Raw genomic sequence first — 19,379 nt, forward strand, 5'->3', positions numbered from 1 at the left:
TTTTATCTGGATGACAACGGCTGGTGGGGCGAGGGATTTTTAACAAGTTTATATCAGAATGGCAAATCAATTCGTCGCCACTACCTACCGATTAATGTGTCATTAAGCGAAGAAGGATACACGCCGATAAAGGGTCCCGTGCTCAACCTCTTCCACGCACCTGCGTGAGAAAAAGGTCAGCTCAACAGCAGTGAATGCCGTCGCCTACAAAAGACGGCCTTATGCAAGCCGTGCCGGACAACGGTATTTGTTGGTACACTAAGAGGAGTCACACGGAATTAGTCTTAGAGGAGGCGCCCAGAATGCTCATGGGAATCTATGCACCCAATACTCCCACATTGATTGGAAACTTGGGGGTGACCCATCAATCCACGGAAGAAGCTTTAAAACAAATCGGTCAAAACATTTTATCCAGCGTGCGTTCCATTGATGCGGTCGTCGCAATTTCTCCGCACTTCATGACACGCGGGGGATTTGGTATTGTATCGCAGACACCATTGCGCCAAATATACGACTTTAGCGGATTTCCCCAGGAATTCTATCAGGTCACCTATCAAGCGCCAGGAGCCATAGATATTGCCGAAGAACTGGCCCGTTTATGCGTCCAAGAACATCTGCCGGCCGCGATCACGACAGAATGGGGACTCGATCACGGGGCGTGGTCCCCGCTATTACACCTATTTCCGCAGGCCAATGTGCCAATCGTTCCGGTTTCTATTGCGCCAGAACTCGGAGAGGCAGCCCATGAACACTTAGGACGCATCCTGCGGCGTTTGAGTGAGCAGCGCACGCTCGTCCTCATCGCCACGGGCTCCCTCATCCACCGTCTGGATTTGTGGGCGCAGCCCACAAATGCCTTGCCCAAGGCGGCGCAACAATATCTTGCACGGGCTCGTATGAGCTTTGCACAAGGTACATGGGATGCTTTATGGAATGCGCCAGAGCCTTGGAAACAAGCTGCGGCGCCAGAAGGAGGCGAGTTGCCGCTGCGCGTAATGGCCGGGGCATTTCCCCAATTTCGCGCTGAGATTGTGGCGGAAGAGGATGAATTTGATGCGGTGTCCTTAACTACTGTGCGTTTTGTCGATGTCTAACAGCTGAGGAGGCGGTGGCCATTTTAGACGTGCTCAATCTTAGCAAAACTTTTCCGACACGAATGGGACTGAGAAGGGCCGTACAAGACGTGACTTTTTCGATTGCACGTGGGGAAGTGTTGGCATTTTTAGGCCCCAATGGGGCGGGAAAAACCACGACGATTAAAATGAGTGCCGGTCTCATCCGTCCGGATGCGGGAAAGGTGCGTATTGGTGGCATCGATTTGTGGCAACACCATGACCCGGCGGTTCAACAAATGGGCGCTGTTTTGGAAGGCAGCCGCAATTTGTACTGGCGAATGACCGTGATGGAAAATCTTTTATACTGGGGAGCGATGCGAGGCATTACCGGCAAAGCAGCCAAAAGCCGAGCTGAAGAATTGTTAGACCGCGTGGGATTAGGCGATCGTGCCCGGAGCCTAGTGCAATCCCTTTCCCGCGGGATGCAGCAAAAAGCCGCCTTATGCCAAGCACTGATGACAAGCCCTCAGGTCTTGTTATTAGATGAGCCAACCTTAGGCCTTGATTATGAGGCGGCGGCATCCATTAAAAGCCTGGTACGGGAGTTAGCCCAACAGGGTACCGCTATTTTATTAACCACGCATCAACTCGATATCGCCCAAGAGCTCAGTGATCGCATCGCGATCATTCGACAGGGACAATTGGTCCTACAAGGAACAACATCGGAGGTATTGCAGCAATATTCCCAGCCTCTTTTCGCGATTGAGGGGGCAGAACCATGGCCGCTGGAAATTCTTGAACGGGTACGCGGTGTGCCAGGTAGCATTCAAATGATCGATCCGCTCACGTTGCTCTTTGTCCCCGAGGCCGCCGATATGGCCGGTATTTATGATTTGATAGCTGCTTTAAGTCCACATCCCATTGCGCGAATCCAGCGCCATCAAGCGGATTTGTCGGAAGTCGTGCAAAAAGTTCTGACTGAAGGGGCCACGGCATGAGAAGCATTGTGCAGGCGGAATGGCGGCGATCATTAATTTTAGCAGCACGCTATCCCATGGAAACGCTTTCGTCCATTCTCACGATGTTCTTAGTGTTCGCGGGTCTTTTTTATGGGGCGTCGTATATCACGGATTCCCCTATCGGTGCGGGCCGCTTGTCGACCATTGTCGTGGGTTATGCAGTCTGGATGACTATGATGAGCGCAACCGGCGACATGGGATGGTCGGTGCAGAATGAAGCCCAAAACGGCACCTTGGAACAGGTGATGATGGTGCCGCGAGGGGCCGTGTGGGTCTTTCTTGTGCGCGCCTTGATGGCCATTGTAGTGTTTTTGATACCGCTTGTCATGGTGGTGTGCGCCATGATTGCCTTGACTGGCGTTGGTTTTGTGTGGCGCCTCGAAGCTCTTGAACCATTTTTGATGACGCTCATCACAGCTTGGGGGTTAGGGCTCTTGGTTGCCGGCATTGCGTTAATCTTTAAGCGGATCGGCCAAGTGCTCAATATTGTACAATTTTTGTTATTGTTCGTGATAATGATCCCGCTCGGCCACGACCCGGGGTGGCTGTGGCATATCCTAGCGGTATTGCTGCCTTTTACTGCCCAAGTGGCATTGCTTCGCCATGTGCTGCAAACGACCGCGCCCGTGCCTCCCTCGTTATGGCTCAGTGCGGGATTTAATATGGTCATATGGATGTTAACCGGTGTTATGGGATTTATTGGCGCGGAGCGCTTCGTCAGGCGCCGCGGCACGCTCGGCCATTATTAAAGCCTCTCATTTTATCGGGGCCTTTGCGATCAGAAACCATGGGACCCCACCGGTGTGATGGTCGGGCGTCCCAAGGAGCATTAAGGTTTACAAGTAGCGATCACGCTTTTCGTGCTGCTCGGTTCACGCGTCCAGAATGTCCCACTCCTAGACGGGGGCGTAAAGACGCGTCCCAGTCGCCGGGGTTCTCTCCATCGGCGCACTGGCTGCGTGATCCGTTCGCGTCCTCCCGGGACCGAAGGAGGTAGCGGCTTCGTGCATAATTCGCCCTATCCAACGCGGCGGCGAAGCGCTAACCTTCGCGAAGAAATAGGGTTTTCTTAGCCTGTACCCGCATTGGAATGGAATTAGCTTATGATTTCGAGGAAGCCTAAAAATTTTCGTGGCGATAACGCCTTACCATGGCATGATACAGTAGCCAATCGACCAACCCCGGCATCATAAGCCCTAATGCCACAAAGAAACGACTGGCCATAACTTCACGCCGTTCGTGGCGAATGGCACGGCTGATCTGCAAGGCAACATGACGGGGGTCAGCTAAGCGTCGGCGGATTGGAGGAAGGGTGACACCCGGTGCATGAAGTGTATGCTGAGCTAAATCCGTAGCGGTTTCGGGAGCCATATAGGTTAAGACATGAATCCCACGCGCTTTCAGTTCTAAACGCATGCCATCGGACACCGCATTAAGAAAACTTTTGGTTCCCGCATAGAAAGACACATAGGGAAAGGCGCGCTTGGCCAGGGGAGAGGAAATATTGACAATCATGCCCCGAGACGTCTCGAGATAGGGTACGGCGGCTTGGCTCGTGTAGAGTGCTCCGTAGATGTTGGTGGCCACCAGCGTGGCCATCGCTTGGGGGGCCATGGTCGATACACTACCAAAGTAAGCTAGACCGGCATTATTCACCAAGATATCCAATCCCCCTAGGGCTTCCACGGTACGGTGCAGACCGTAGGTTACAGCATCTGCGTCCGTCACATCTAGGGAAATAGCTACGGCCTTATAGCCTGAGCGCTGCAACGCCTCCTGCAGCTCTTGAAGTCGCTCTAGTCGCCTTGCGGCCAGGGCCACATGAGCCCCTTGTTCCGCTAAAACCCATGCCAAAGCTTGTCCGAGACCGCCAGAGGCTCCAGTGATAAGGACCCGCTGTCCTTTGAGAGAGCGCATCATTGTCCTTTCTGCTTTTTTCTACGCGCATGGGCACCATGGCCGGATAAGCCATGATGCCCCGCCGTTTTATTGAATTTGATTGAGTACGGTCTGCAAAATTCCGTTGTTATAGTAGTATTCCACGTCGACTGGGGTATCGAGGCGAGCCGTTGTAGTGAACGTCTTCACCGTCCCATCAGGGCTTGTCAGTTGAACCGTCACGGCAGCTCCCGGAGCAAGGTCGTGGGGCAGAGTAATGGTGACCTGTTCGTCTCCCTTAATGCCTAAAGACTGCCATGATTCGCCCGGAGCAAATTGCAACGGCAAGACACCCATGCCGACCAGGTTACTGCGGTGGATACGCTCAAAACTTTGCGCAATAACCGCTTTGACGCCGAGCAGTTTCGTGCCTTTAGCGGCCCAGTCCCGGGAACTGCCTGTTCCATATTCCTTACCGGCAAAGACCACGAGGGGCGTTTGGGCCTCTTGATACCGCATAGCCGCATCATAAATGGGCAAAACGTCGCCGGTCGGAATAAACTGCGTAAAGCCGCCTTCCGTACCCGGAACCATGGCATTGCGAATACGAATGTTGGCAAACGTCCCCCGCATCATCACTTCATGATTGCCACGTCGTGACCCATAGGAATTAAAGTCCTTGGGCTCTACCCCGTGTTCTTGTAAGTAGCGGCCCGCCGGACTGTTAAGGGCAATGTTGCCCGCAGGAGAAATGTGGTCGGTTGTCACGGAATCTCCAAAAAGGGCCAGAATTCGGGCGTTTTCAATCACAGATCCGGGCGATTGCGTGTTCTCAAAGAACGGCGGTTTTTGAATATACGTCGACGCCGCATCCCATTGGTAAATGTCACCTTGCATTTCAGGCAATTGGTTCCACAAGGGGTTGGCTTGGTAAATTTGTGCGTACTGTTGCGCGAATAACTCCGGTTTGAGAGCTTGCGTCAGCGCCTCGTGAATTTCAGTATTAGAAGGCCAAATGTCCTTCAAAAAGACGTCACGACCTTCCCGATCTTGGCCAAGGGGATCCCGGCTCCAGTCGATTCGCATCGTACCCGCGAGGGCGTAGGCCACAACCAGCGGGGGAGAGGCGAGATAGTTGGCCTTGACGAGAGGATGAACCCGACCTTCGAAGTTACGGTTGCCGCTAAGAACAGCCGCCACGGTCATATCGTTAGAGGAAATCGCTTGCGCTACGGGATTAGGCAAGGGCCCACTATTTCCAATACACGTAGTGCAACCATAGCCAACCACTTCAAATCCCAACGATGACAAATAGGACAAGAGCCCAGCTGCCCGTAAGTATTCAGTCACCACGCGTGATCCCGGCGCCAAACTAGTCTTGACGTACCGCGGCACCTTGAGCCCACGCTGGACAGCCTTTTTGGCGAGCAAACCCGCTCCGATCATAACGTGGGGATTGGACGTATTGGTACAACTGGTAATAGCAGCAATCACCACGGCACCTTGGCTAAGTATTTCTTGGGATCCATCTTCCCACTGTACGGAGACTTGTTTTTGCCTGTCGGCTGCGGATAGGCCAAACCCTCGTTGAGCAGTATCAGCGGCTAATGCGTCTTCAAAAGCTTTGGGCATCGCGCTGAGGTTCACGCGGTCTTGAGGCCGTTTCGGTCCGGCTAAGCTGGCGTCGACAGTGCTTAAGTCGAGTTCAATCACTTCAGAGTATTCGGGGTCAGCGCTTTGCGCCGTGCGGAATAATCCTTGTTCTTTCAAATACCACTCGACTAGCCGGACATGCTGGGGATCGCGGCCTGTTTGCTTTAAGTAGAGCAGCGTCTCCTCATCAACCGGGAAATAGCCCATGGTCGCTCCATACTCCGGTGCCATATTGGCCACGGTGGCACGGTCAGCTAGTCCCATTTGGGCAACACCAGGACCAAAAAACTCCACAAATTTCCCCACGACTCCGTGGGCGCGAAGTATATTGGTCACCGTCAGCGCGAGGTCTGTGGCGGTGACGCCCTCTTTCAGAGTTCCCGTCATCTTGAATCCGACCACGGCCGGCGTAACGAAGTAGAGGGGTTGTCCTAGCATGTTGGCTTCCGCTTCAATTCCGCCGACACCCCAACCCAAAACCCCTAATCCATTAATCATCGTGGTGTGGGAATCCGTACCGACCACGGAGTCCGGAAATAGCACACGCCCGTCGGGTCCCTCCACGGAAGCCACCACAGACGCTAAATATTCTAAATTGACTTGGTGCACAATGCCGGTATCAGGTGGGATGGCACGGAAGTTGCGGAAAGCGCCTTGAGCCCATTTCAACAAACGATAACGCTCATTGTTGCGCTCAAACTCCTTGTCAATATTGACGGTCATTGCGGACGGGGTGCCAAAGGCATCCACTTGCACCGAATGGTCAATCACCAAATCAACCGGAATTAGGGGATTAATCTGGCTCGGGTCATGGCCCGCTTGAGCCACGTAATCCCGCATGGTGGCCAAGTCTACCACAGCGGGAACCCCGGTAAAGTCTTGAAGCACCACCCGCGCCGGCTTAAAGGGGATCTCGCCAAGGGATTCTGGATTCTGCGGATTCCAGTTAGCTAACCGGCCCACATCGTCGACCGTGATTTGGTGGCCATCGACCTGCCGCAAAACCGACTCGAGTAAAATTTTGATCGCATAAGGTAAGCGGTCTAGGGGAGACGAACGCAATCCCTGGAGAGCACTCAATCGATAATAGACGACACGTTGTCCTTCGAACGTCGTCACGACACGCGCATTAAATGGATCATATGCTGTATGTTCCAATGTCTGCCACCTCAACTTTGACTGTCTAGACAGAATTGACCACGACTATTGTAAACCACTTTGCGCGTCGTGCGACGTGTAGCTTTTTCTGCACAATGATATAATTTAAGGGGTTAGGCCAATTGAAGGGGCGGATTGCGTGACGAGTCTGGAACAAAAAATTAAACAAGGACGGACGTTTGCCATCATTTCCCATCCCGATGCGGGAAAAACGACGTTAACCGAAAAATTATTGCTGTTTGGAGGAGCCATTCGCGAAGCAGGGGCCGTTAAGGCGCGCCGACAACAAGCCCATGCACGGTCCGACTGGATGGCGATTGAACAGCAACGCGGGATTTCGGTAACATCCACGGTCCTACAATTCTTCTATAATGGCTACCGTGTCAACTTATTGGACACACCTGGCCACCAAGATTTTAGCGAAGATACTTACCGCACCTTATTGGCCGCCGATAGTGCGGTTATGGTTATTGACGCCGCAAAAGGGGTAGAACCTCAAACCATCAAGCTCTTTGAGGTGGCCGCCAAGCGACATATCCCGGTCTTCACGTTTATCAACAAACTAGACCGGGAAGGAAAAGACCCATGGGACCTTCTTCAAGAAATTGAGCGGGTTCTTGGCATTCAGACGTTTCCGATGAACTGGCCGGTCGGAATGGGCTTAGACTTTCGGGGGATTTACGATGTACGCCAAGGATATTTTGAGTACTTTGATCGAGAACACCAAGCGTATGAGCGCATGGATTTCAACGCATTGGGTGACAAGGTACCTGAAGACCAAAGGCAGGAGCTCCGTGACGCCTTGGAATTGATGGCAGAGGCCGGCGAAACCTTTGCGGCCGAACGGGTTAATGAGGGTCAACTAAGTCCGGTGTTTTTTGGTAGCGCCATTGCCAATTTTGGAGTTCAAAACTTTTTGGATACCTTCTTGGAACTGGCGCCGCCGCCCACACCCCGGATGAGCCAACAAGGACCAGTGCCTCCAGAATCTCCTCATTTCAGCGGATTTGTATTCAAAATTCAGGCCAATATGAATCCGCAGCACCGAGATCGGATTGCCTTTGTGCGGATTGCTTCGGGACGCTTTGAACGCGGCATGGCCGTGACGCATGTGCGCACGCAACGCGTGATTCGCCTGAATCAACCGCAGCAATTTCTGGCCCAGGACCGTTTTATTGTCGAGGAAGCCTATGCGGGCGACGTAATTGGTTTGCACGATGCAGGTCTCTTTCATATAGGCGATACGTTGACCGAAGGGTCCGCATTTGAATTCACGGGGTTCCCCCGTTTTAGTCCGGAGCATTTTGCTGAAGTCGAACTGAAATATGCGCTGAAACATAAGCAGTACCAACGTGGTCTGAAAGAATTGACGGAAGAGGGGTTAATTCAGGTTTTTCACCCTACAGATAACGGCCCCCAAGTGTTTTTAGGCGTGGTCGGACCGTTACAGTTTGAAGTCTTGGAGTACCGTATGAAAAATGAATACGGGGTCGACGTAAATATTCGGCCTTTACCTTATACCATGGCGCGGTGGATTGATGGCCCGTGGCCAGAACTTGGACGCTTTGACAGAGCCACAATCTTGTTAGATACGGAAAATCGTCCGGTGCTGTTAGTCGAAGATCCCTATACGTTAGCGCGCCTTCAAGAGAAAGTACCGTCGATGCATTTATACGAATCGTCGGACCACATTCCCGAAGCGATTCACACCCCTTAACTATCCACAACATAGGAGGATTTATCATGAACTATCGTCGTCTAGGCAAAGCAGGAATCAAGGTGTCAGAGATTGCCCTTGGAAGTTGGTTGACCTATGGGACCGTGACCGAACAAAAAACTGCGGAAGCATGCATCCATCACGCTTATGACCTAGGGATTAACCATTTTGATTGCGCCAATGTCTACGGCAGCGCTCCTCATGAAGCCGAAAGGTTTCTTGCCCAAGCCTTAGCACCATATGCGCGGGATTCCTATGTGTTAACCACCAAAGCCTTTTGGCCGGTGGGACCAGGCGTGAATGATCGAGGATTGAGCCGCAAGCACTTAATCGCGCAGCTAGACCAAAGTCTTACGGCATTAGGGACGGATTACGTCGATATCTTTTATTGTCACCGGTATGACCCGGATACCGAAATGGAAGAAATTCTCTCGACCATTGACGATCAAGTCAGGGCTGGCAAAATTCGCTACGGGGGAATCAGCGAGTGGCCCGCTGAGCGTATTGCCGAAGCAGTCAGTGTACAAAATGCGATGGGCCTGCATCCCCTTCGCGCTAGCCAGCCGGTCTACAATATGTTTTCGCGGTATATTGAACAAGCCGTCTTACCGATATGTGAGCAAAACGGCATTGGAGTTGTCGTCTTCTCGCCGTTAGCGCAAGGGTTATTGACCGGGAAATATCGGTTGGGCCAAGCGACACCGGAAGGTTCTCGGGCCGCCACGAAAGAAGTTAGCCATTTTATTACGCGCTACCTGACCGAAGAGCATTTAACCAAGATCGAAGCGTTGATGGGCGTAGCCCAAGAACTAGGGTTGACGTTAAGCCAGTTGGCTCTCGCGTGGGTATTACGACAGCCCGGCATTTCCAGTGCCCTCATTGGGGCTTCGCGCCCCGAACAAATCACGGAAAATGTTAAGGCCGTCGGGGTGCAATTGGCTCCAGAGACTTTGGACCGTATTGAGCAAATTCGTCAGACCTTTGCCCTTATGGCGATTATTTCTCGCGACGGCTTTGGGGTCAATAGCGGTGTTAGTTTTGTCACACTGGTCCAAAAGCAGCCTTGCCGGCTATAGTTATGGCTTTTTGCTATTTACGCTGATCAGTTGGCCCTTTGTTCCGCAGATCGTCAAAACAGCGCGATGGCGAGACGCGACGGTGGCAGAAAGTCTCTTATTATTGGTTGCCAGCATGGCCTTGGGCGCGTTCGCTCAAAAAATATTGGGTTTCAACCCCCAACAACCGGGTCTCAGTCGTATGAATTGGCAGACGGCGGTGCGAATGCTCTGGCAGTTTCCGTTAGTGTTGCCGGTCGAAAATGCTTTATTAATTGGTGCCATGGCCACGGTGTGGAAGTTTCTCCGGCCAACTACCGCATGGCAACGCGGGGGCGTTGCCATGCTGACGGCGGCCTTATTTGGACTGTGGCATGTACCCTTTTGGGGGCCTTGGACGATGTGGACCATAGGCCTTAGTGTTTTGCCTTGGGTCTTGTTTATGATGGCCACAGGAGACGTTGTTGTACCGCTCCTAGCTCATATCCTTATGGATACAATGGCGATGGTGTTGACCTTTGGCCCTTCCCGAAGCTTTGCCGTTCATGACTTTTGGCTAGTCGGAATGACCATGCTCATTGTGCTGGGCTTGACGGCATCGGTGATTCGTGATTGGTGGATGCGGTCTGCGAAAACCTAGCCTCACCGGTCACCGCGGGCTTGTCCTGGCCTTGTGCGGTTGCCGTCAGCTTGACGCGCACCCCTTGGTCCGCTGATTCAATCACTCCAGACAAGATGATGGTCTGAGACGGTTGCAGTACCTGCCGAAACCGTGCTTGTAAGGCCGTGAGCTGGTAACCTTGGGTATAGAGGGGGACGAAAAGTGCATCCCATACGCCCATTGTCAGCATGCCATGGACGATCACACCAGGCAGTCCAAAGGATTGTGCCACTTGCGTGTCGTAATGGATGGCATTGAAGTCTTGCGATGCGGCCGCATACTGCACCAGCTGGGCACGCGTCACGTCCACCTCGATGGGACCAAGCGATTTGGGGAGCGACATTAACCCACCTCCTGGCTAGACACCGTAATAATAAAGAGACTTTCGGCCGTAAAGGCCATCTTGCCTTGTTGGTTAATCCCTTGGGTCCGGATGGTGAGAAACACCATGTTGGCCCGCCGTTTAATGCCTTGAACCATGCTGGTGACGGTAATGTCATCGCCTGCGGTTATAGGTGCGCCATATGCAAACTGTTGCTCGCCATGAATGATACCGTTTGGTGGTAAATCCAATCCTTCAATGGGAGCAGCTGTTAAAGTAAAAGGAAACGTGGGGGGAGCAATGACATCAGAATATCCCATCTGACGGGCCGCTTCGGGGTCAAAGTAAGGTGCATACGTTAGACGTAAGGCGCGTGCAAATTGTTGAATAGTGCACCGATCGATGTGATGGTGTGTTTGTGGTGATTGGCGTCCGATGAGATCATCGGTCCAGGGCATCTTCATCCCTCATTCGCATCATGACTTGGTGTTGCCGGTCCGTTAAAAGCGGCATTAGGCCAGAGGCATTGTATAATACATCCAGAAAGCAGACAAGAGAGGGGATTTTTTATGGATAATGGGCCTAATGCGTCTGCGATGATCTCTCAAATCCTTGGCGTGCAAACAGACGCGCAGGATTTGTGGACACAAGCAGGCATGTCCTTCATTGTGAAAACCTTAACACCCCAGGCCATGAATTGCTATGAACCGGTGTCGCCTTTGCCCAAAGCAACGTGGGAGGGTACGCGATGAGTAGTCAGATTTTGGCGTTGCACCGGAACTTCTTGGAAGGCCGCGATGATCCGGTTTCCTTAGTTGAGCGCATTCAAGAAAAACAGCCGCTTGTCCAAGCCCAAACAAATGCCTTTATCTCGGTAGACTTTGAGCGTGCGCGCAACACAGCCCAGGCTGCGTGGAAAAGGTTTCGCCAAGGCCAGCCATTGGGCCCTCTGGACGGGATCCCCGTTGGACTCAAAGATTTATTTGAAACCCAAGGCGTGTTGACCACAGCCGGATCGCGCATCTTGCGTGATTACCGTCCCCAACGCGATGCGGCCGTGGTCGAGCGCTTACGGGCAGCCGGTGCCAATGTGGATATTGGCAAATTAAATCTCCACGAATTTGCGTTTGGCCCGACCAGTACCAGTTCATATTTTGGCCCCGTACGGCATTTTGCTAAGCCTGATCGCATGGCCGGGGGATCGAGCGGGGGATCTGCTGTTGTTGTAGGGGCTGAATTATTGCCGGCAGCCTTGGGCACGGATACCGGGGGCTCGATTAGGATTCCTGCCGCGTTGTGTGGCATTGCGGGCTTTAAACCCACCTACGACGTCGTCAGCCGGGAAGGGGTGATCCCCTTAGCATGGACACTCGACCATGTCGGTCCTTTAGCCCGGTCTGTTGAGGACATCGTCCTGGTCCTTGAGGCCATAAGTCATCCTCGAACAGGGAATATCGATCAACTGCGGGCGAAATCGCTGATTCCTCCAAGACGCATTTTTTGGCCACAAGGGCCCTTAACAAGAATGGAGCAATACGCGCCCGGCATGGAGGTCGCGATCTTACCTGCGGTGACGATTCCGACCGCGCTTAATGCCGAAGGACTTGCGGTCAATGTCCAAGTGGTCGGCGACTACGGCCAAGACCTTGCCATCTTAGCCCTAGCTCACCGGTGGCAGCGTCTAGTCGAAGAGGGATAGCGGACGCGGCAGCGTATCATGCTACGCTCATGATACCGATACAGTGGCGCACGATCCGCGCAATTCTTGAACAAGGCACTAATTCCCAAGTCTTCAAAACCGGGCTTGCGGCAGGCATGTCGTGGTTTGTGGCTCAAAGCGTTTTTGGCACGCCGCGCCCTTATTTTGCCCCTTTAGCCGCAATCCTGTCCTTACAAGTGACCGTCGCGGAATCCATCGCGCGCGGTGTGCAGCGGGTGGTTGGGGTAGCCGCCGGTATTTTGGTCGCTGTGGGCGCCGGATATTTCTTTCACTTGACGGCATGGTCGGTCGGGCTGGTTGTCTACGGTGCCGTCTTTTTGGCCAGCCGTCTGCACATGGGTGCACAAGGGATTCCGCAAGTCGCTATCACAGCATTATTAGTGATGACCGTTGGACGAATGGCCCCGCAATATGCGTGGATTCGCGCCCTGGATACGGCTGTCGGTGTTATCGTCGCCATTGGGATTAATGCCTTAATTTGGCCCCCGGATGCGACACCGGCCGCTGAGCACGCTCTAACGATCTTAAACCAGGACGTGTGTGATGTGCTGTCGGCGATTCGCCAAGACCTTATTTCGGGGCTAGACTCTACGCATGCCCGCCATCATTTAAGCCACGCTCGTCGGCTGGATCAAGCCCTCGAGGATGTCAAACAAGCGATCCGGCAAGCAGAGAAAAGCTTGAAGTGGAATGTCATGGCCAAACGCCGTAGGCAACGTCTGAAAACCTTGCGTCAGGCGGCAACCGTATTGGAGCACGCGTTGACGCAAGTGCGCGGCATTGCCCGCAGCTTGTTTGTCACCGTAGAGCGTAACGTTGACCATCCTTACGCCTCCTTACCGAAAGCCATCGCGACAGGATTAGGAGACCTCTTAGCACTAATGAGTCAGGCCCTTAAAACCTATTCCCGCATCATAATTAGGCGGGATCCACACGCGGCATGGCAGATGGAGCGGACATTAAAACAGGCGTCGCATCTGCGACACCTGTTGGCACAGAACGTACAATATGCTGAGGTCGACTGGTTAGACCTAGCCGCCGTGTTAGCGGATGTGGAAAAAATGACGCAAGACCTGCTTGTTTCGTCACGCCTATTAATTCCGTTGGTGATTCCCGCTGAGCAAGAACTCGAACGCCCTTAATGTTGGCCTTTGGCAAAACGCTCTTGGCTTTCTTTGAGAATGCGCTCCGCGCTCTCGTGATCCTGCCACCCGCCCACATGCGACTCTTTGCCCTCTAACTCTTTATATGTCGCGAAAAAGTGAGCAATTTCTTTGAGCGTATGTTGAGAAACATCATGAATGGTCTCAATGCCATTCATCCGGGGGTCATCGACGGCGACTGCTAAAATTTTATTGTCTACGCCGTTTTCATCACTCATCTCTAATACCCCGACTAGACGGCTGCGTACAATGCAGCCCGGAAAGGTCGGCTGCGACATGAGTACCATCACATCGATGGGGTCACCATCTTCGCCTAAGGTGTTTTCCACAAAGCCGTACTCGGTCGGATAGTGAAAGGGCGAAAAGAGCACCCGGTCGAGCCTAATCCGTCCCGTTTCATGATCCACTTCATATTTGTTTTGACTTCCACGGGGGATTTCCACTACGACATCAATGACCACTAAAAAATTCCTCCTCATCGCGAATGGCAGACAAATGACGCTCTGACCCTCGCTAATTACCCATCTACTTTGTATTGTGCGAGATGTTCTAACAAAAATCAATGTCCCACGATGGGCCTTAGGCGTATGATAGCGGTAATGACGGCCCAGCCCTTTGCGGAATCTCGGGAGTTGGGTAAGATAGCAGGTGGAGGGAATGCTGTGCAACGACGTTGGGCCAACATGACTTTAGGGATTGCGCTGGTGCTGTTTTTAACAGCGCTAGTTTTCCATCGACACGTGTGGGCCCCTTATCTCGAATCGATGGCGTTAGCGGGACTAGCAGGAGGGGTGGCGGACTGGTATGCGGTAACTGCCTTGTTTCGTCATCCTTTAGGCATTAAATGGCTACCGCACACATCGATTATCTCCGCCAATCGCGACCGCATCATTGATGCCTTGGCAACGTTGGTAGAAACAGAATTGCTGTCGGTTGGCTTCATAGAATCCAACATCGAGAAATTGCAGATCAGCCAGCAATTAGTACACCTCTTACAATCCTCTCCCTCTCCTGAAATTCAGCGGGTTTTAACGGATGCGGCCAATCAACTGCTTGACCTCATTCCCGAAGAAAAAATTGCATCGTCGTTAGAACACTTTACGACGGAACGAGCCCACACCGTCAATCTTTCTGACTACATTGTCAGCCTCGTCAAATGGCTCATCCAGTCGGAGAATGATCGCGCCTTTTTCAAGTTCCTCGCGCATCACGTGGTTCAGGTGCTCAATAGCGTGGAATTTACTGAAGACATGGAAAATCGCTTGAAGGACATGCTGGAAAAATACACGAAAACCACCACCCAAAAGCTTGTCCTAGGGCTCTTGGAATCCTTGGGTACAGTGGATTATAAAGATCTCAGTGTCACGGTCAAAACCCAACTGATTGACTGGTTACAATCGGATAAAGCGTTTGAGCAATTTGAATTGGCTTTAGTGCGCATTATGATGACAGTTCGGGATGATACGGGCTTAAGGGACCGCATTGAGGCAGCAAAAGATGATTTAGTGAGCCATATCCCTTGGGAGCGGGCGGTGGCGCGTGTCATGGTCGAACTGCGTACCCAGCTGAACCGTGAAAGCCTTTGGGGTGGGATAAGCGATGTCATGACAGATATGGCGGACAGCTTGCGCACCCATCCTGAGCAACAAGAGATGCTGGAGGGATTGATTAAGCGGACCACCGTGTCCTTGCTGCGCCGATATCATCCGGTTATCGGTCGGCTTGTCCGTGATAATTTACGCCACATGGACGAACATGAGTGGATTGATAAATTGGAATGGTATGTGGGGCGGGATTTGCAGTGGATTCGGGTGAATGGCGCCTTAGTCGGCGGACTTGTAGGGCTCTTGTTGGCAGTCGTGATTCACTTTTTATGAGGTTTATGCAGATGATGGCCGGTCATCGCGTTAAGTTCTGCCCCTAATAAGATCGCAAGCGCAAAAAAATAGAGATAGAGGAGTAGCAAAATTACCGTACCCAAACTCCCATACATCTTATTGTAGGTATTAAAATGGCTGGTATACAAAGAAAACAACGAGGACATGACCAAAAACACCACGGTGGCCAATATCGTGCCGGGTCTAAGTATCATAAAGCGTAATCCCACGTCCGGCAAAACTGTATAAAGAATGTCCAAACTAAGGACGAGAAGGACCAGAAGGAGGATCCAGTGAATCGCTATGGAAACCTGTTGGTCCACTGGCCAATGCAACAGATGTGCAAGCGCCCAACGAGTCGCCTCGGATCCGCCCGTACCAACGACTAATACCGCAATAAATAGCATCCCTACGATGACTCCTGTGCCTATGGCTACGCTATAGCGATGCCATAGAGATCGATGATAAGGGTAGGGCAGTTCATAGGCATGATTAAACGCATCCATCAAGCCTAAAAACGCGCCTGACATGCCCCACAAAAAGCCCACAATGCCTAGCGACAACACGGTAGGATTTTCGTGATGCACCGCCTCGACAATGCTACGTTGCAACAAATGCAATACCGCCGGGGGAATCACGGCATCGAGCGGACGCACGACTTTTGTCACACCCCCGGCTATGTGCAAAAACCCGAGGAGTGCTGTAAGAAACAGCACTAAAGGAAATAAGGCGAATAAGAATTTGTACGCCAAAGCTGCAGCATAAGCGGGCATATCATCGCGTGCGAGACGGCGTAACAATTCCTTCCCAAACCGGATCCATTGTTTCAACCGCACCGCTCCTATCATGGCCTCCATACATAGTGTAACAGCATCTTACGCATCCTAGTCGTACGCATTACACGATCCTGAGGAGGATTGCCCATGTTCTCTAGTCTTTGGGTCTCAACCGTCCTCGTGGTCGTTTCGGCTACGGGACTTGGCTTTTTGGTCGCAACGGTTGGCGGCGGAACACTAGCGATGTCAGTCCTTGTTATGCGCTATCTCCTTAGGCTGCGCAATGTGGGCCATCTGTTTGCGACATCAGCAGCCGTGACGACAGCTATGGCCTTTACCCTGCTGTTTGTGCGCCGGCAGTCTCTCCGCCCGCTGTGGAGACCTGCCTTGTGGTTTACTATGCCCGGCATTCTTGCCATGGCAGCCGGCCACGCGTTGCAACACGGTTTATCCAGCCACGTCCGTATGGCGTTATTAGGCCTTCTCATGTTACTCAATGTCCTTTTCACAATGATTTTACCAAAAGCCCTTCGCCCCGCCAAAAGGTTAACCCTACGCACGACGGTAGCGGGAAGTATTGTGGGCCTTATTGCCGGGCTATTTGGTGGGGGAGGTGGCTTTTTGACCTTTCCTGCATTGCTCTGGTCAGGGCTGCCAGCGGCCTCGGCCACAGGGAGTAGCTTGTTGTCTGTCACGGTGTTCTCTGGGGTAGCTACAATTCATAACTTGGGTCGTTGTGCTATCGACTGGCACATCATTCCGCTCTATCTCATCAGTGCCCTTGCTGGGATGAGTAGCGGAATATGGTTCGGCAAACGCCAACAGGCTCGCCGTTCCCGGCTGTCCATGCAATGGATTGCAAGCGGCTTAATGCTTCTTGGCGGGCTTTATTTACTGCAGCATAATTGGTCCAGTCTTTACAGACCCTCTCTAGCCCTTTATGATGGGCTAAAAGGAGGTTTTGACTATGAGTTTACAAATTGAAGTCACCCCTCAGGCTATTGCCAAGCTGGCGGAATTAGGCACCGAGAAACAAGCCGACTACGTGCGGGTGAGTGCCGAACAAGCCTGTGGCTGTGGACGCATTGGATACCGTATGTTCTGGGAAAACGAACTTACATCCGAAGATGAGCAAATCAACGCGGCAGGGCTTACGTTAGTCGTTAATGCTGCAAGCCGGCCCTATGTCGAAGGCGGCACTTTAGACTACAAAATTGACCCAATGCAAGAAGGCTTTATTCTCACGAATCCCCATGCACAGTCTGGCTGCAGTTGCGGTAGCCATTAAGATTTTTCCTTTCGCACAGGAGATCGGCTTAAAGCGCGTACACCGCGCTTTAAGCCACCCAATGCGCGGTGGCGTATAGGGCCACAAACAAAATGGATAGCGGCATCGCCAGCACAAAATACCAGACTTTATACAAGGGTTTACGCAATAACAATCCCAGCGTAATAAACGTTGGGAACGCTTCTAAGACCAGCCGTGGTAATGACATTAAGGGATTGCCGGAAGCGGGATAGGAAAACGGTACGAGCAGGGCTAACACCTCGTACATCCACAAATACGGAGGCAGCCGCCTAATCGATAGTACAAGAATCCCTAACAAAAACAAGGCAAATATCCAATTGTAAAAGTTGCTAGCCGTTAATTGAGGCATCCCTGTCGCAAATAAGGTATGGAGATTGAAGGCTTGTCCTGCGACATTCCATGCTTTTACCGTAGCAGCCCATAACGTGCCACCGGCCCACTCAAAATGTCGCCCCCAATTGCTCTGGGCATGCTCAAATACTAATGGATCTCCAAAGCGCGCCAACAGAAACCCCATGTAGAGAGCGAGCCCGGCAGGCGCCCATAAACTGTGGAATAAAGGGCGAATACGGTGCCCTTCTTGCGTCCACGTGAGATAGAGCAGGGGAAGGGCTAGGAGAAGACCATACATGCTTACGAGGGTAGCGGCTAAGGCTAAAGGCCCCGCCACGAAGTACCGCCTCGTGCGGGCAAAATACAAAGAACCAATGGCGACCGCCATAAATAACGATTCGGAGTATAGGGCATTGGCGTAAAACGAGGTAGGAAAAAAGGAGAGTGCCAACACGGCGTTCCACGCGACGTGGTCCCCAAATTCATATTGCGTCAAACGAAAGAGAAACCACAACGTCACCGCAAACGCCACAAGGCTAAAGAGAACGCCGGCTACCACGCCACCTCCCAGTATATGAATGACCCATGGATAGAGAGGAAAGAAGGCTGTGGCTGTAGGGCGATTGGCATAGCCCATATTAGCGATAGAAAGGTACCACAAACCGTCCCAATGCGCCCACAAACCAAATGTCACGTGATAGAGAAGGCGCCCCGATGGAGGCAACGTATTCGGTGGAGACTCGACCCAAGCATGGGGCAAATAGATGTAAGCCAGCCCCCCCAATTCCATAAAGAAAGCCCGGGATATTACAAAGAGCCATAGTAAGGTCTTGACCGTGGGCCATTTGACCTGAGGTGACGGCGCTGTCGTCTGAACAGGAAAGAGAACCGGCGTGTCGGTTGTCAGATCTTTAGCCATGCGACCTCCTTATAGGACGCAGCTGACGAAGAGAGCCCAGTTTCAATGCGTCGCCGCGAATATAGTTCGCTAGGGCAAATACTTGGTACGCGGTTAAATTGGTTGTCGAATTCTTCGTCATCCCTAATAATTCCCCTGCGGCGATGGGCGTGACTTCGGGAAGCATTTGAACGATTTTGCCGAGCAACTGCACTTGTCCTGCCGGATTCGCCGCCCCATCCGGATAGCCTAGGGTCGCCAACATCGCGGTAGGCGTTTCGGTTTGCGGCCACAAATGATTGGTATGATAGTATAACGCATTCATCACCATAAGCAGGTCCTTGGTTGTGAAGTAGAAATAATGGGTGATGGGCACGCCCATGGCCTGCGAGACGGATTTTGTGGCAGCCACCGGTGTCTCACCCGCAATGACTTCATACAGCGGCTGCTCGGTGCCATTGACAGTGGAGACAAGAGTGGTGCCGTTGACAGGAATCACGGTGAGGACTTGACTATTGGGCCGTACGACCGCTAAAAAGCCGATAAAGGCCGGGGCTTGGCTTGTCCCTCGAATGCCTACCAGTACATTAACCGGCTGCTTTTCATTGATAGCAATCGTACTAATGCGGCTATGAATGCGCGCATGGAGCATCACCGAGATCCCAACAAAGATAGCGCCGAGACCGGCGATAAGACCGCTGACCCACCGCTGTCGTGTGGTAAAGCCTATGCCTGGCAGGTCTTGTTTATTATTCATCCGTTCTCTCAATCCTTTGTCAGCCATA

20 protein-coding genes are annotated in these 19,379 nt (G+C 52.4%); 12 read left to right on the forward strand and 8 right to left on the reverse strand.

Translation table 11 applies throughout. The features are described from left to right. The first annotated feature begins 302 nt into the window (after window positions 1-302). From ORD20_RS08260 to ORD20_RS08270, 3 genes are read left to right on the forward strand one after another with little or no spacing between them, the layout of a single operon-like run. On the forward strand, window positions 303-1,094 hold the full coding sequence (locus ORD20_RS08260; protein WP_158246184.1) for a dioxygenase family protein: 792 nt from the start codon (window positions 303-305) through the stop codon (window positions 1,092-1,094). Window positions 1,095-1,108: 14 nt separating this feature from the next. Next, entirely contained in the window at window positions 1,109-2,053 is a 945-nt protein-coding gene (locus tag ORD20_RS08265) for an ABC transporter ATP-binding protein (protein WP_207654615.1), read from the forward strand. Next, window positions 2,050-2,823: a hypothetical protein gene (locus ORD20_RS08270; RefSeq protein ID WP_103374687.1), complete on the forward strand. Its 774-nt coding sequence runs from the start codon at window positions 2,050-2,052 to the stop codon at window positions 2,821-2,823. Before ORD20_RS08265 ends, ORD20_RS08270 begins: the two co-directional genes overlap by 4 nt. A gap of 370 nt (window positions 2,824-3,193) precedes the next feature. Here ORD20_RS08270 and ORD20_RS08275 read toward each other — a convergent pair whose 3' ends face one another. Both ORD20_RS08275 and acnA read right to left on the reverse strand, forming a co-directional pair. Further along, window positions 3,194-3,994 carry an SDR family NAD(P)-dependent oxidoreductase gene (locus tag ORD20_RS08275; protein ID WP_103374686.1) on the reverse strand — a complete coding sequence of 267 codons (801 nt, stop codon included), beginning with the start codon at window positions 3,992-3,994 and terminating at the stop codon, window positions 3,194-3,196. A gap of 66 nt (window positions 3,995-4,060) precedes the next feature. Beyond that, window positions 4,061-6,763, reverse strand: a complete 2,703-nt coding sequence (acnA, locus tag ORD20_RS08280; RefSeq protein WP_103374685.1) for an aconitate hydratase AcnA — start codon at window positions 6,761-6,763, stop codon at window positions 4,061-4,063. A gap of 139 nt (window positions 6,764-6,902) precedes the next feature. On the opposite strand from acnA, the gene ORD20_RS08285 reads away from it, so the two are divergent. The 3 genes from ORD20_RS08285 to ORD20_RS08295 are packed head-to-tail and all read left to right on the forward strand — an operon-like array spanning window position 6,903 to window position 10,175. Further along, window positions 6,903-8,480: a peptide chain release factor 3 gene (locus ORD20_RS08285; RefSeq protein ID WP_103374684.1), complete on the forward strand. Its 1,578-nt coding sequence runs from the start codon at window positions 6,903-6,905 to the stop codon at window positions 8,478-8,480. A gap of 26 nt (window positions 8,481-8,506) precedes the next feature. Next, on the forward strand, window positions 8,507-9,556 hold the full coding sequence (locus ORD20_RS08290) for an aldo/keto reductase family protein (protein ID WP_430626084.1): 1,050 nt from the start codon (window positions 8,507-8,509) through the stop codon (window positions 9,554-9,556). After that, on the forward strand, window positions 9,510-10,175 hold the full coding sequence (locus ORD20_RS08295; protein WP_430626085.1) for a CPBP family glutamic-type intramembrane protease: 666 nt from the start codon (window positions 9,510-9,512) through the stop codon (window positions 10,173-10,175). The genes ORD20_RS08290 and ORD20_RS08295 overlap by 47 nt, the downstream gene beginning before the upstream one ends. Here ORD20_RS08295 and ORD20_RS08300 read toward each other — a convergent pair. Beyond that, a complete protein-coding gene (locus ORD20_RS08300; RefSeq protein WP_103374681.1) occupies window positions 10,111-10,539 on the reverse strand; it encodes a MaoC/PaaZ C-terminal domain-containing protein in 429 nt (142 codons plus the stop codon). The genes ORD20_RS08295 and ORD20_RS08300 overlap by 65 nt on opposite strands. Further along, entirely contained in the window at window positions 10,539-10,976 is a 438-nt protein-coding gene (locus ORD20_RS08305; protein ID WP_158246183.1) for an FAS1-like dehydratase domain-containing protein, read from the reverse strand. The genes ORD20_RS08300 and ORD20_RS08305 overlap by 1 nt, the downstream gene beginning before the upstream one ends. Window positions 10,977-11,087: 111 nt before the next feature. On the opposite strand from ORD20_RS08305, the gene ORD20_RS08310 reads away from it, so the two are divergent. The 3 genes from ORD20_RS08310 to ORD20_RS08320 are packed head-to-tail and all read left to right on the forward strand — an operon-like array spanning window position 11,088 to window position 13,380. Continuing rightward, a complete protein-coding gene (locus ORD20_RS08310) occupies window positions 11,088-11,270 on the forward strand; it encodes a hypothetical protein (RefSeq protein WP_103374679.1) in 183 nt (60 codons plus the stop codon). After that, a complete protein-coding gene (locus ORD20_RS08315; protein WP_430626086.1) occupies window positions 11,267-12,217 on the forward strand; it encodes an amidase in 951 nt (316 codons plus the stop codon). The genes ORD20_RS08310 and ORD20_RS08315 overlap by 4 nt, the downstream gene beginning before the upstream one ends. A gap of 29 nt (window positions 12,218-12,246) precedes the next feature. Next, window positions 12,247-13,380: an FUSC family protein gene (locus ORD20_RS08320; RefSeq protein ID WP_103374677.1), complete on the forward strand. Its 1,134-nt coding sequence runs from the start codon at window positions 12,247-12,249 to the stop codon at window positions 13,378-13,380. Here ORD20_RS08320 and ORD20_RS08325 read toward each other — a convergent pair. Then, window positions 13,377-13,862, reverse strand: coding sequence for an inorganic diphosphatase (locus ORD20_RS08325; protein ID WP_103374676.1), 486 nt, complete (start codon window positions 13,860-13,862; stop codon window positions 13,377-13,379). The two genes, ORD20_RS08320 and ORD20_RS08325, sit on opposite strands and share 4 nt — an antisense overlap. Before the next feature lie 201 nt (window positions 13,863-14,063). On the opposite strand from ORD20_RS08325, the gene ORD20_RS08330 reads away from it, so the two are divergent. Continuing rightward, window positions 14,064-15,278 (forward strand): DUF445 domain-containing protein, encoded by a 1,215-nt coding sequence (locus ORD20_RS08330; protein ID WP_103374675.1) that lies wholly within the window; start codon window positions 14,064-14,066, stop codon window positions 15,276-15,278. Here the strand turns inward: ORD20_RS08330 and ORD20_RS08335 are convergent. After that, window positions 15,266-16,108 carry a YihY/virulence factor BrkB family protein gene (locus tag ORD20_RS08335; RefSeq protein WP_158246182.1) on the reverse strand — a complete coding sequence of 281 codons (843 nt, stop codon included), beginning with the start codon at window positions 16,106-16,108 and terminating at the stop codon, window positions 15,266-15,268. The genes ORD20_RS08330 and ORD20_RS08335 overlap by 13 nt on opposite strands. A 93-nt stretch (window positions 16,109-16,201) precedes the next feature. On the opposite strand from ORD20_RS08335, the gene ORD20_RS08340 reads away from it, so the two are divergent. Together ORD20_RS08340 and ORD20_RS08345 are read left to right on the forward strand one after the other, a co-directional pair. Continuing rightward, on the forward strand, window positions 16,202-17,038 hold the full coding sequence (locus ORD20_RS08340) for a sulfite exporter TauE/SafE family protein (protein ID WP_103374673.1): 837 nt from the start codon (window positions 16,202-16,204) through the stop codon (window positions 17,036-17,038). Further along, window positions 17,022-17,342, forward strand: coding sequence for a HesB/IscA family protein (locus ORD20_RS08345; protein WP_103374672.1), 321 nt, complete (start codon window positions 17,022-17,024; stop codon window positions 17,340-17,342). The genes ORD20_RS08340 and ORD20_RS08345 overlap by 17 nt, the downstream gene beginning before the upstream one ends. Before the next feature lie 49 nt (window positions 17,343-17,391). Here the strand turns inward: ORD20_RS08345 and ORD20_RS08350 are convergent, their stop codons facing one another. Both ORD20_RS08350 and ORD20_RS08355 read right to left on the reverse strand, forming a co-directional pair. Further along, complete coding sequence (locus ORD20_RS08350; RefSeq protein ID WP_103374671.1) at window positions 17,392-18,615, reverse strand: hypothetical protein; 1,224 nt, start codon at window positions 18,613-18,615, stop codon at window positions 17,392-17,394. After that, window positions 18,608-19,351, reverse strand: coding sequence for a hypothetical protein (locus tag ORD20_RS08355; protein WP_146038987.1), 744 nt, complete (start codon window positions 19,349-19,351; stop codon window positions 18,608-18,610). The genes ORD20_RS08350 and ORD20_RS08355 overlap by 8 nt, the downstream gene beginning before the upstream one ends. Window positions 19,352-19,379: the final 28 nt, after the last annotated feature.

Origin of the sequence: Sulfobacillus thermotolerans (assembly GCF_039623705.1) — a bacterium.
GTDB classification, from domain to species: Bacteria; Bacillota; Sulfobacillia; order Sulfobacillales; family Sulfobacillaceae; genus Sulfobacillus; species Sulfobacillus thermotolerans.

Coding starts and splice junctions, on each gene's coding strand:
- ORD20_RS08260 (WP_158246184.1), top strand. CDS start 303: ATGCTCATGGGAATCTATGCACCCAATACTCCCACATTGATTGGAAAC.
- ORD20_RS08270 (WP_103374687.1), top strand. CDS start 2,050: ATGAGAAGCATTGTGCAGGCGGAATGGCGGCGATCATTAATTTTAGCA.
- ORD20_RS08275 (WP_103374686.1), bottom strand. CDS start 3,994: ATGATGCGCTCTCTCAAAGGACAGCGGGTCCTTATCACTGGAGCCTCT.
- ORD20_RS08290 (WP_430626084.1), top strand. CDS start 8,507: ATGAACTATCGTCGTCTAGGCAAAGCAGGAATCAAGGTGTCAGAGATT.
- ORD20_RS08300 (WP_103374681.1), bottom strand. CDS start 10,539: ATGTCGCTCCCCAAATCGCTTGGTCCCATCGAGGTGGACGTGACGCGT.
- ORD20_RS08305 (WP_158246183.1), bottom strand. CDS start 10,976: ATGCCCTGGACCGATGATCTCATCGGACGCCAATCACCACAAACACAC.
- ORD20_RS08310 (WP_103374679.1), top strand. CDS start 11,088: ATGGATAATGGGCCTAATGCGTCTGCGATGATCTCTCAAATCCTTGGC.
- ORD20_RS08315 (WP_430626086.1), top strand. CDS start 11,267: ATGAGTAGTCAGATTTTGGCGTTGCACCGGAACTTCTTGGAAGGCCGC.
- ORD20_RS08320 (WP_103374677.1), top strand. CDS start 12,247: ATGATACCGATACAGTGGCGCACGATCCGCGCAATTCTTGAACAAGGC.
- ORD20_RS08340 (WP_103374673.1), top strand. CDS start 16,202: ATGTTCTCTAGTCTTTGGGTCTCAACCGTCCTCGTGGTCGTTTCGGCT.
- ORD20_RS08345 (WP_103374672.1), top strand. CDS start 17,022: ATGAGTTTACAAATTGAAGTCACCCCTCAGGCTATTGCCAAGCTGGCG.
- ORD20_RS08350 (WP_103374671.1), bottom strand. CDS start 18,615: ATGGCTAAAGATCTGACAACCGACACGCCGGTTCTCTTTCCTGTTCAG.
- ORD20_RS08355 (WP_146038987.1), bottom strand. CDS start 19,351: ATGAATAATAAACAAGACCTGCCAGGCATAGGCTTTACCACACGACAG.